Origin of the sequence: Nocardia sp. NPDC101769 (assembly GCF_044766925.1) — a bacterium.
In the GTDB taxonomy this organism is placed as follows: domain Bacteria; phylum Actinomycetota; class Actinomycetes; order Mycobacteriales; family Mycobacteriaceae; genus Nocardia.
Genome location: NZ_JBIWMX010000012.1, coordinates 57,722 through 69,193, shown reverse-complemented (window position 1 = coordinate 69,193; position 11,472 = coordinate 57,722). Strand labels below are relative to the sequence as shown.

General features: G+C 69.0%; 10 protein-coding genes. 4 read left to right on the top strand and 6 right to left on the bottom strand.

The genetic code is table 11. The features are described from left to right. The first annotated feature begins 155 nt into the window (after nucleotides 1–155). Complete coding sequence (locus ACIRRA_RS20190; protein WP_402770022.1) at nucleotides 156–1,436, top strand: M20 family metallopeptidase; 1,281 nt, start codon at nucleotides 156–158, stop codon at nucleotides 1,434–1,436. Between the two features lie 73 nt (nucleotides 1,437–1,509). On the opposite strand, the gene ACIRRA_RS20185 is transcribed toward ACIRRA_RS20190, so the two are convergent. After that, nucleotides 1,510–1,737 (bottom strand): hypothetical protein, encoded by a 228-nt coding sequence (locus ACIRRA_RS20185; RefSeq protein WP_354841370.1) that lies wholly within the window; start codon nucleotides 1,735–1,737, stop codon nucleotides 1,510–1,512. A 270-nt stretch (nucleotides 1,738–2,007) separates the two neighbouring features. Between ACIRRA_RS20185 and ACIRRA_RS20180 the strand changes: the two genes are divergently transcribed. Continuing rightward, nucleotides 2,008–5,622: a BTAD domain-containing putative transcriptional regulator gene (locus tag ACIRRA_RS20180; protein WP_402770018.1), complete on the top strand. Its 3,615-nt coding sequence runs from the start codon at nucleotides 2,008–2,010 to the stop codon at nucleotides 5,620–5,622. Nucleotides 5,623–5,742: 120 nt separating this feature from the next. Here the strand turns inward: ACIRRA_RS20180 and ACIRRA_RS20175 are convergent, their stop codons facing one another. The 4 genes from ACIRRA_RS20175 to ACIRRA_RS20160 all read right to left on the bottom strand — a co-directional run bounded on the left by ACIRRA_RS20175 (nucleotide 5,743) and on the right by ACIRRA_RS20160 (nucleotide 9,204). Further along, a complete protein-coding gene (locus ACIRRA_RS20175; protein ID WP_040860441.1) occupies nucleotides 5,743–6,090 on the bottom strand; it encodes an Lsr2 family protein in 348 nt (115 codons plus the stop codon). Nucleotides 6,091–6,225: 135 nt separating this feature from the next. After that, a complete protein-coding gene (locus ACIRRA_RS20170; RefSeq protein ID WP_402770015.1) occupies nucleotides 6,226–6,573 on the bottom strand; it encodes an Rv3235 family protein in 348 nt (115 codons plus the stop codon). 404 nt (nucleotides 6,574–6,977) lie between these two features. Then, nucleotides 6,978–7,676, bottom strand: coding sequence for a hypothetical protein (locus tag ACIRRA_RS20165; RefSeq protein WP_402770012.1), 699 nt, complete (start codon nucleotides 7,674–7,676; stop codon nucleotides 6,978–6,980). 31 nt (nucleotides 7,677–7,707) lie between these two features. Then, nucleotides 7,708–9,204, bottom strand: a complete 1,497-nt coding sequence (locus ACIRRA_RS20160) for a flavin-containing monooxygenase (RefSeq protein WP_402770009.1) — start codon at nucleotides 9,202–9,204, stop codon at nucleotides 7,708–7,710. A 70-nt stretch (nucleotides 9,205–9,274) separates the two neighbouring features. Here ACIRRA_RS20160 and ACIRRA_RS20155 point away from each other — a divergent pair, with 70 nt between their 5' ends. Together ACIRRA_RS20155 and ACIRRA_RS20150 are read left to right on the top strand one after the other, a co-directional pair. Continuing rightward, the gene (locus tag ACIRRA_RS20155) at nucleotides 9,275–10,285 is read left to right on the top strand and encodes an AraC family transcriptional regulator (RefSeq protein ID WP_402770006.1); all 1,011 of its coding nucleotides are present in this window, start codon (nucleotides 9,275–9,277) and stop codon (nucleotides 10,283–10,285) included. Between the two features lie 112 nt (nucleotides 10,286–10,397). After that, a complete protein-coding gene (locus tag ACIRRA_RS20150; RefSeq protein WP_402770003.1) occupies nucleotides 10,398–10,625 on the top strand; it encodes a hypothetical protein in 228 nt (75 codons plus the stop codon). On the opposite strand, the gene ACIRRA_RS20145 is transcribed toward ACIRRA_RS20150, so the two are convergent. Beyond that, nucleotides 10,622–11,428: a nuclear transport factor 2 family protein gene (locus ACIRRA_RS20145; RefSeq protein WP_402770000.1), complete on the bottom strand. Its 807-nt coding sequence runs from the start codon at nucleotides 11,426–11,428 to the stop codon at nucleotides 10,622–10,624. The genes ACIRRA_RS20150 and ACIRRA_RS20145 overlap by 4 nt on opposite strands. Between the last annotated feature and the right edge of the window lie 44 nt (nucleotides 11,429–11,472).

The following is an 11,472-nucleotide window of genomic DNA, read 5'->3' as shown; positions in this document are numbered from 1 at the left end:
TTCGCAACGAGCCTGCCGACGCGTCAGTTAACGGATGGCGAACTCGGGGTCCACAGTAGTAGCCTCGGCGCGGACGGCAAATGGCCGTAACGACTTTGTTTTGGATCGGTTCGGCCCTTGCCCCGTCGTCGGAGTACCGACCGAACGGAGTCCTGATGCGTGCGATCCACGACGAACTCGACGCCCGCGCGGCTGCGGTGGCCGGACAGGTGGTGCACTGGCGGCGGTATCTGCACGAGCATCCGGAGCTCTCCAATCGCGAGGTGAACACCGCGGCGCTGATCAGCGATCACCTGAAAGCATTGAGCCTGGACGAGGTTCGCACCGGCATCGCCGGGCACGGCGTGGTCGGCGTGCTGCGCGGCGGGCAGGCAGGCGACCGGGTGGTCGCGCTACGCGGAGATATCGACGCGCTGCCGGTGCCGGACCTGTGCGGGGTACCGTTCGCCTCGCACGTGGTCGATCAGCAGTACCCCGGCGGGCCGTTCCCGGTGTCACACGCCTGCGGGCACGACTGCCACACCGCCATGCTCATGGGCGCGGCCACGGTCCTGGCCGGCGTCCGCGAAAAACTGCCGGGCACCGCGCTTTTCGTGTTCCAGCCCGCCGAGGAGGGCCCGCCGGTGAACGAAAAGGGCGGTGCGCGTGAGATGCTCGCCGAGGGAGCGCTAGACGATCCCGCGCCGACCATGGTGTTCGGATTCCACGTCACGCCATATCCCAAGGGCTACATCGGATATCGGGTCGGGAACCAGTTCGGGGCGTCCTGCCTGACCAGGATCACCCTCGCCGGCCAGCAGGTGCACGGATCCATGCCGTGGATGGGCATCGACCCGATGCCGGCGGCCGGGGCGATCCTGACCGGGATCGGGCAGCTCTACCGGCAGGTCAGCGCGTTCGACCCGATCACCGTGAGCATCGGACACGTCGAGGACGTCGGGCGGTTCAATATCATCGGCCAGACCGTGACGCTGTGGGGCACCATCCGCTGCGCGGTCGAACACGACATGGGTACGGTGCAGACGCGGCTGCGGAAACTCGCCACCCACACCGCGGCTGCCTACAACTGTTCGGCCGCAGTGGATTTCCTTCAGGACGTGCCCGCGGTGCACAACGAGCAGGCGTGGATGGATGCCGGGCTGTCCACCTTCCGCCGGGTGGCCGGGGACGACCGGGTGGTACCGACGGGGGCCACGCTCGGATACGACGACGTCTCGGAGTTCGTCAACAGGTATGGCGGGCTGTACGTGACGCTGGGTGTGCAGGACGCGCAGCTCGACGCGGCGGGTCTGCCGACGCCCATGCCCGGCGGGCGCGGGCTCTTCATGAACCACAACCCGCACTTCTACGCCGACGACGACACCCTCGTCACCGGCGTGCGACTGCACGCACAGGTGGCCTACGACCATCTGAGCGGCGCGCTGGCACCCGAATAGATTGTGCCGCAGTCAATTCAGCTGCGGGCGGCAAGAGTGGGGTGCGCCGCGATCACCCTCGCGGCGGAAACCGTCAGCGCCCGGCGACGACCGGCATGAACGGTGCGTAGTCGCGGACGTGGCCCTCGGTCCAATCCCAGAGGGACTTCGGGTCCACGGACACGCCGCGCTGCAGGATCAGCCGCCAGCCGTCGTCCTGCTTCTCCCAGATATCGCCGTCACGGTCCACGTACATGCCGGTGCTCTCGGGCTCGATGCCGGTCTCTCCCAGACCTCTGGGGAAATCCACTGGCTTCGTCACACCAACCACCCCTTCAACTTCAAGGTTGCTTCCAGTCAGAAGTATTCTCCCCGCCTACTCTTGCGATCCACTTCCGGCGGGGTTGTGTGACGCATTCGCACTGTTAGCATTGGAAACAAAATTCCGTACCACACGGTCTTCTTTATGGCGGCGATCGGCCGTAACTATCCGACAACCATTTGGCTACCTTTTGGCATCTTCAGTTTTTTGAGGGATAGTGCACTTCTTGCGGCGAATGACCAGTTCGCTTCCAGTCGCAGGAGGACACCGATGGCAGGCGCGGAGCTGAGAGTGCTCGGCCCCCTGCAGCTGTCCGTCGACGGTCGCGACATCCCCTTGGGCACCCCCATGCAGCGCGCCGTCCTGGGCCGCCTCATCGTCGGACACGGCCAGGTCGTGAGCACCGAACGGCTGATCGACGACCTGTGGTCCGGACATCCGCCACCGAAGGCCACCGCCGTACTGCAGGTGCACATCCACAATCTGCGGCGACTGTTCGAACCGCAGCGCCCACGGCGTGCGCCCTCCCGCTTCATCGTGTCCGAGTCGCCCGGGTATGCCCTGAAGATCCCCGAGAACGCCGTGGACGCATGGCATTTCGAGCAGCAGTTGCGGACCTATCAGGAACTGGTCAGCAACCCCGAGATCCACACCGACCCCACCGAACGCAATGCCCTGCTGGAGGCCGCCCTCTCACTCTGGCACGGTCCCGCCCTGGAGGCCTTTGCCGAGGCCGACTGGGCCGTCGCCGAGGCCGACCGGCTCACCGACCTCTACCTCACCGCCGTCGAACTCAATGCCCGCACCGAATTGGAACTGGGCCGCTCCGGCGAAGTGGTCCGCGAACTCCGCCAGCTCTTCGAGGACAATCCCGGCCGCGAGGAAATCGTCCGCCTGCTCGCCCTGGCGCAATACCAGCTGGGCCAGCAGCTCGAGGCGCTCACGACCATCCGGCGCTCGCGCGAATTCCTCGGCGGACTGTTCGGTGTCGATCCCTCCCCCGCGCTGCGCCAACTCGAAATAGCGATTCTCAATCACTCCGCCGGCCTCGCCCAAACCCCGCCCTTGCCGGCTCACCACCGCCACCCCACCGGCCCTGCCGCACCCCCGGCCACCACCACGAGTACGGCCGCTCCAGCGCCGGTCTCCAGCCCGGGCATCGAGACGGCGAGAACCAGCACCGCCCGCGAGGCCGCCGACGGGTTCCATTGCGCTACCGGCTATCTCACGGAGTTGTCGGAGCTGCTGAACGCCGCCGAGGCGGCGCGAGCCGGGCAGTTGCGGGTCGCCTGGGTCGCCGGGGAGGCGGGAATCGGCAAGACCGTGCTGGCGGAGGCAACCCTCGCCACGCTGTCCACCGCGGGCTGGACCGCGGCGACCGGAACCTGCCCGGAGATCGACGGCGCGCCCGCGGCCTGGGCCTGGACCGAAATCAGCACCGCCCTCGACGTGACCGAGCCGAGCCGGGCTGCGGCCGCACAGCTTTCGGAGGGCACGGTCGGCGCACCGGGCACTCCCGCCGCGGCAAGGCCGGATACCGGCTCCTCCCAGCCGATTTCACCGGTCGCAGAGCAGCCGAGCGCGATCGACGCGGGGACGCCGGCCGAGGACACATTCACGCTGGCGCGGGTCATCGCGGAAAAATGTAGGCGCGCGGCCGGTTCCGCGCCGGTGGCACTGCTGCTGGAGGATGTGCAGCGGGCCGATCCGGGGACCTTGCAGGTATTGCGGCAGGTGGTGAGCTGGCTGCGGGACGAGCCGGTATTCGTGCTGGTCACCATGCGGCGATCGGAGGCGGGGCAGGGGGCCCACAACACGGTCGCGGCGCTGGCCCAGCATACGGGGGCCTGGCTGGAGCTCAATGGACTGGACGCGGAGGGGACGCGGCGAGCCGCGGCGGCCGCCGGGTTGACGGGGATCGAGGCCGAGGCGCTGGAGCAGCTGCAGCGGCGGACGGGCGGGAATCCGCTGTTCGTCCGGGAGGTGGCGAAAGCGGCTGCTGCACAGGGGAGTTTGGACGATGTGCCGGACTCGATCCGGGAGCTGATCGAGGATCGGGTGGCGCAGCTGCCCGACGGGGTCGCCGAGGTGCTGCGGCAGCTGTCCATCTGGGGTGAGAGCGTCGATCTGGCGATCCTCAGTGCGGCGGCGGGGCTGGCCGAGGACACCGTGATCGATCTGGTCGCGGCGGCCGAGGCGGCCGGACTGGTGGGCTCCGGGAGCGGCGGGAGTATCCGGTTCGCGCACGGGCTGATTCGCGACGCCGTGTATCTGGGCATACCGCCGCTGCGGCGGGGCCGGATGCACTGGGCGGCACTGGAGCTGCTGGAACAGCGTGCCGACGCCTATCCGGCGGTGGCGCGGGACCCGGATGTGCTGGCCCGGCACGCCCTCGCGGGCGCGACTGCCGAAACCGCCTCGCGCGCTATCGAATACGTGGAACGGGCGGCCGAGCGGCGCACCAGCCGCGGGATGCGCAGTGCCGGTGTGCGGCTGCTGCGCTCGGCGGTGGACCTGCACCGGCTGGCCCGCCACGACGCCGACCACGCGCCCGCCGGCGACCGCATCGCACTGCTGCGCACCCGCTGCGCGCTGGTCACGGCGCTGGCCTACGACAATCGGCATCGGGAGGCCCGCGTCGAACGCGACCGGGCCCTCACCCTCGCCGAGCAGCTGGGCGATCCGAACCTGGTGGTCCGGGCGCTGACCTGCTGGCGCGCCCCGATCATCTGGGCGATTCGCAACTGGCGCAGGCCCGATCAGCACATGAGGCGGGCGCTGGCGCGCGCCCTGGCCCGGCACGGCGTCGGCGCGTCCACCCTGGCCCTGCTGGTGAGCGAGGTCCCCGACCCCTCGGTACCGGCCGTTGATGACCCGAATATCGTTGCGGTGCAGGATGATTCGAACAATGTGGCAGATGCCGATCTGGTGCGCCTGCTGGTCGCGGCGACCTTCGAGACGGGACTGGTGGAGTCGGCCGCCGGGCGGCGGCTGGCCCGGCTGGCCCTCGAGGCGGCGCGGCGCACCGGCGATCCCGAATTGCTGTGTGCCGCCATCAATGCGGTGACCTATCTCGCATTCGAGTACGACACGGAGTACTCGGCACTGGTCGACGAACTGGAGCGGCTGGCCACCGCCGCCGGCCTGGCCGAGTACCGGGCGCTGGCGCATTATCTGGGATATCGGGCCGCGGTGGCCCGGGCGGATCTGCGGGAGGCGGGGCGGCGGGCGACGGCCGCGGTGGAGTTCGCCGACGAGGGCCAGTTGCAGCCGCTGCTGGATATGGTCAGCTGTCTCGCCGCGACCATGGAACTGCTGCGCGGGAACATCGACGCGGCCGAGGAGCTGTACCACCGGTTCACGGCCCGCACCCGGCTTTCCGGCGTGGCCAATCACGCGGAAGCGGAGTTGTTCTGCGCGCTCTCGATCGACTGGGCGCGAGGCGAGCTGGGCGGCCTGACGGATCGGCTCGCGAACGCCTATGCGGCTCTGCCCGCGGCCGCCGCCCCGGCCTACACGCTCGCGCTGCTGCAGAGCGGACAACGCGAGCGCGCACGCGGCGTGTACGAGGACTCGGATCCGATTGCGGCGGGCTTCTATCCGGTCCTCATGTCGGCATTGCGGGCGGTCGCCGCCATCGAACTTGGCGACACTCCAGCAATTCAACGGCTCTACGAATACCTGGCACCGTACAGCGGCACCCTGATCGGCCTCGAAACCGGGATGACCGAGTTCGGCCCGATGGACTCGATCCTGGCGGCGCTGGCCGCCGCCCAAGGCGACACCGAGGCGGCCGCGGCGCATCGCGACCGCGCCGAACGCCTGCTGGAAAGGATTCGAGCCGAACTTCCCGAGTGCGGCGCCGCACTACTGCGCGCGGCTTGACGCACGAGAAATCCGGATCGAGTCATTGGCCTGAAATGTCGCTCCGCCTCCCCGCGCTTGGAGCCGATGCCCGCAGACTCTCGACTCCCAGCGAATTTCCAGCGCCTTGATTTACGCTGGTTAATTCTTGGCGCGCTGGTAAGCGTCAACGATCTCGGCCGGGATACGGCCGCGCGAGGAAACCTGGTGCCCCTGAGCGCGCGCCCATTCGCGGATCGCGGTGCTCTCCTCGCGGTCCACCGCCGGACGGGTGCGGCCGCCCGCGGCCACCTTGCCGGTCCGCTTGGAACGACCGACCTTGCGGGCCTTATCGGTCCACGGTTCCAGGGCCTCCCGCAGCTTGCCGGCGTTCTTGTTCGACAGATCGATCTCGAAGTCGTTGCCGTCGATCGAGAAAAATACCGTCTCGTCGGCCTTCGATTCGCCGTCGTAGTCGTCAACCAGAGTTACGGTGACTTTCTTCGCCATGGACTGCCCTTCCACGTGTGAGGTGCCGCTATTCGCCGAAATGTTAATGCCGCGCGATGCAGGATTCAAACCAGGCGCGAATCGAATTAGGGGCAACCAGACTATTCTGCTATTACCGCAGAGACCGTCCGGTCTTCAGCACACCCGGAATGCGGCCAAACGCCACCCGGAACGACCATGGACAATACGGGCGGCGAGCGCGAAACGCCGCCCGCCGCGGTCGTAACCCGCGCAAACTTCCGCCTGCCCCGGTCCGGCCATGATCACATCCACCCTGGTGAGGGTGGCGGTGCCGAGCTCCCGCCCGGGTAGCCGGCCCGCCCCCGCCAGGGTGCGCATCGCGGCCGCCACCGCCGGCTCGGCGAGCGGGCCCAGCTGCCTCACCGGACGGCGGCCGTCCAGCACCTCGAGCGCCAGCCGCAGCGCGGTCCCCGCGAATTGCCTTGCCGCAGTGTTGCATTCATCAGCACCCCGGGTTTTCACAGGGTGCGAAGAACGCAGAAACCGTTGCAGGCCGACCGATCCGGGCACAGCAGAAACCGATCGGCGATCCACTCGATTCCGGCATCCCGGCGATCGGTTCGCGGCGGCGGCCGGCCACTGATCGGGCCGCGGAACCCGGCCGCCCATCCCTGGTGCCCGGCGGCCCGCCTCTGGAGCGTGGCGGACCGGCCCCGGCTTACGACGACACTGCTCCAACGGCGGCTCGAATCGTGGTGCGGGCAGCAGGAATCCGCCCGCCGCCGTCCTCGAGTCGGCCGCCGTCCTCGAGTCGGCCGCGGCCCGCGACTCGACCACTGCTCTCGTCTCGACTCGTCCCATGGCGCGAAAGCATGGCAGCCCAGCCGGGCGCGGGCGGCAGGAAATCGGGGTTCGCACCCCTCGGGCTACTTCAGCAGCGCGAGCCGCCCCAGCAGGTCGGTGGGCAGGTAGAGCAACCGGCTGGTGGTCCACAACTGCCCGGACCGGGGGTCGTACTGATCGGGCATGGCGACACCGGCCGGGGCGAAGGCCCGGAAACCGTGTCGGGCGGTCGTTCTGGTGGCCCGCCACTGATGGTCCGCGAAGGCCACCACCGCCGCTGCGTCGTCCGCGATCGCCGCGCCCCGGAGGGCGGCGACCTGCGCGGCCACCCCGTCGGTGGACAGATAGATCAGGGTCCCTTCGGCATTGCGCACCGGATCGATGGACACCACATCGGTCATGCCGTACCGCGAGGAGAGCACCTGGGCGATTTCGGTCTGCGCGTACACCGGGAGGTCGCGATCGCCGCGCGTGGCGACCACGGCCGCGGCGAGGGCCTCGTTGACCGGTCCCGGATCGCCGATGGTGCGCGCCGGATCCGCGCCCGCCGGAATGCGATTGCCGAAGCTGTAGGCCACGATCAGCGTGGCCGAGTCGGCGGGCGCGGTGGGGATCGTCCAGAGGCCCTGCGGCGCTTGCTCGCTCGCCGACGGCTCGGCCGGCGACGGCGCGGCGGCCGCCTGGGTGCACAGGCCGCCGGCCACCGCGAGCAGGGCCGCGGAGACCGCCGTCACCGCCACTCGCACCGACCGCATCGGACCACTGAACCGCGTGGATGTCATGGCGGCCATGCTAGCCAGCAGCAGGCGAATTTCAGTGGACCGGTTCGAGCAGCTTTGCGGCCGCGACCGGCCGCAGCGTCTTGCCGAGGTCGGTGCGCATGACCGTCGCGGTGTCCAGCAGGTAGTTCTGCCGTACCTGCCACGGGTGCCGATCGCCCTGGCGCGGGAAGTCGCCGATCGAGCGCTGGACGTACCCGGAGGCCAGATCCAGCAGTGGCCGCTCCTGCAGGGTGTGCTGCGGCTGCGGGACCACCGCCCGGTAGCCGTTGCGGTCCATGTACCCCAGCACCTTGCAGACCAGTCGCGAGGTGAGGTCGGCGCGCAGCGTCCAGGAGGCATTGGTGTAACCGATGCACACCGCGAAGTTGGGCACGCCGGTCAGCATGGTGCCCTGCCAGACGAACTGCTCGGACAGCTCCACCGGCGCGCCGTCGACCACCAGGTCGACGCCGCCGAAGGCGAGCAGCTGCAGGCCCGTGGCGGTGACCACCACATCGGCCTCGAGCACCTTGCCGGACTTCAGCCGGATGCCCTCGGGCACAAAGGTTTCGATGTGATCGGTGACCACCTCGGCCTTGCCCTTGCGCATGGCCTTGAAGAAGTCGGCGTTGGGCACCGCGCACAGGCGCTGATCCCACGGGTTGTATTCGGGCGTGAAATGCTCGGCGACCAGCTTCTCGTCCTTCAGGATTCGCGTGGTGAGCCCGGTGAGCAGCTTGCGGGCGGCCTCGGGCCGACGCCGGCAGTACTGGTAGAAGCCGATGTTGAACAGGATGTTCTTGGTGCGGATGAGCCGGTGCGCCAGGTTCGGCGGCAGCAGTTCGCGCATCCGGTCGGCCACCTTGTCGCGGCCGGGGACCGCGGAGATCCAGGTGGGGCTGCGCTGCAGCATGGTCACCAGTTCGGCCTGCTCGGCCATGGCCGGGACCAGGGTGACCGCGGTCGCGCCGCTGCCGATGACCACCACGCGTTTGCCGGTGTAGTCGAAGTCCTCGGGCCAGAACTGGGGGTGCACGACGGTGCCGGCGAAGTCGGCGATGCCGGGGAACTCGGGCTCGTGGCCGTGGTCGTAGTTGTAGTAGCCGGAGCAGGAGTAGAGGAAGCCGCAGGTGAGCGTGCTGCGCTCGACACCGTCGGCACTGCGCCGCTCGACCGTGAGGGTCCACCGCGACTCGCCGCTGTCCCATTCGGCGCCAACGACTTTGGTGCCGTAACGAATGTGCTTGTCAATGCCGTTCTCGGTGGCCGTCTCGGTGATGTAGCGCAGGATGGCCGGCCCGTCGGCGATGGACTTGGCGTCACGCCAGGGCTTGAACGGGTAGCCGAGGGTGAACATGTCGCTGTCGGAGCGGATGCCCGGGTAGCGGAACAGGTCCCAGGTGCCGCCGAGCGCGTCGCGCGCCTCGAGGATGGCGTAGCTGCGGCCCGGTTGTTCGGCCTGCAGGCGGTACGCCGCGCCGATGCCGGAGAGCCCGGCTCCGACGATGACGACGTCGAGGTGTTCGGCAAGTGGTTGCGCGGCGTTCATGACTTCCAGTCTGTTGGGCCTGCCATCCGGTTTCTTGACTCTGTGCGACAAGTATTTGATTCTGGACGACATGTCGGTGATCAGATCCGCGGGCTTGCGGGGCTTCCGAGCCACCGTAGCCGAGCTCGGCGGGGACGCCGAGGAGCTGGCCGCCGCCTGCGGACTGCCTCTCGCCGCCCTGGACACCGACGATCTACTGGTCCCCGACCACGCGGTCGGGGCGGTGCTGGAGCTGGCGGCGCATCGGCTCGACTGCCCGGATCTGGGACTGCGGATGGCGTCGCGGCAGGACCTCGACATGCTCGGCCCGCTGGCGTTGGCCATCAGGAACGCCACCACCCTGGCCGCCGTGCTGGAGTGCACCTCGCGGTATCTGTTCGTGCACGCCCGCTCGCTGAGCCTGACCTTGGAGCCCGACCCGTACGGCGATCGCGGCGTCCTCGCCCTGCGCTACGGCATCACCGCGCCCGGCCTGCCCACCCCGGTGCAGGGCACCGATCTCGGATTGGCCTTCGTGCACAGGACGATTCAGCGTCTGGCCGAGGAGCGCTACGGGTTGCGCTCGGTGGAGGTCCCGTACCGGCCCGCCGCCCCGATCCAGGCGTACGAGGAGTTCTTCGGCGCGCCAGCGCGAATCGAGCGCCCGGCCGCGCTGCTGCGGATACCGGCCGCGCTGGGCAATCGGCCGCTCTCGGGCGGCGACGAGAACCTGCACCGGCTGGCCATGGCGTTCCTGGCCGAGCAGTCCGGCGGCGCGGCCACGGCCATCACGCCGCGCGTGCGGACCACCCTGCAGAAGCTGCTGGGCACCACCGCCCCCGAAATCGATGCCGTGGCACGGCTGCTCACCATCCATCCGCGCACCCTGCAGCGACGGCTGGCCGCCGAGGACACCACCTTCGCGGCGATTCTCGACGAGGTCCGGCGCACCGAGGCGCGGCGCTACCTGACCACGACGGATATGCCGATGAGCCAGGTCGCCTCGCTCATCGGATTGTCGGAACAGTCGGTATTCACACGTTGTTGCCAGCGCTGGTGGGGTGCAACACCGACTGCGGTGCGCAAGGGCAAAGCGGGCTGACCACACTGGATGTCAACGGGGTGCTGCCGAGTTCCGATGGGCCCATTGGCAAATCACGCACGGCGAGTCACTCATGACACGCCCGCGATTTGCGGGTCACCGCGTGTCGATCATGGTCAATCGACGCTCCCGCGTCCAGGATGTCCTGATGATCGCCGAATGCCCTTCCTGCGCTTGGCCCTCTCCCACAGCTGTCTCCTCCCACCGCGGGGTGCAGTACCTGCGCTGCGTGTGCGGCCAGTGGCTGATCAGCGTGCACGGGAAGGTGGTCGGCGCGGCCGGGGGCACCACATTCAGCGGGAACAATCCCCTGGCGGAGATCGCCGGGATCCGGGATTAGCTCGCCGGCACGAAGATTCGCGCCGACTCGATGCGCAGCCCGCGGTCGGCGAAGTCGAGTTCGGCGATGCCGCGGCCCTCGCGGGTCTCCACCGACACCGTCACCGAGTGCCCGGCGGCAATGGCCTTGCTCCAGCGCAGGCCCTTCACCCGGGTGGTGAAGTCCTCCAGCGACATCGCGCCGTCCACACCCCACTCCAGGCGCGGGACCGGAGCCAGAACCGCACGGGCACTGGACGAATTACCGGCGGCCACGGCATCCAGCAGCTGCCCGGCGGCCTGCTTGCCCGCCGCGCCGACACCGCGCAGGCCGGACATGAAGCCCATCGCCCCGCCGACGCCCTGATTGCCGAGCAGCTGCGGGCCCAGCTTGGCACCCGCCAGCAGGCCCTGCATGCCCGATCCCAGCAGCTGGCCGATCATGCCCGCCAGCTCCCAATGTGCGCGCAGGGCACGGATTTTCAGCGCGCCGTCCACCTCGGCCAGGTCATAGCGCAGATGCATGGGCACATGCAGGGTGACCCCGGTGGACATGGTGGTTGCGATGGTGAGATCGCGGAAGACGGTCATGCCACACACCACGTCGCCGGTCACATCGAAGACGATCCCGTTGGGCGCGATGAAGGTGTCGTAGAAGCGCTCGATGGCCGCGCGCCCGATGTGCGGGCGCGAGCCGACCGGGTCCTCGACACTGCCGTTGTCGGCGAAAAGGCCCACCCAGGCGGCCTTGTCGTGCGCGCCGACCGCCCGCGGTGACGCTTCGACGGTCGCCAATAGTTCGGCGGCAGTGGGATTCGCGGGCACAGTGTCCTCCAGATGTTGGCAAGCGCGCGCGATGATACCGAACG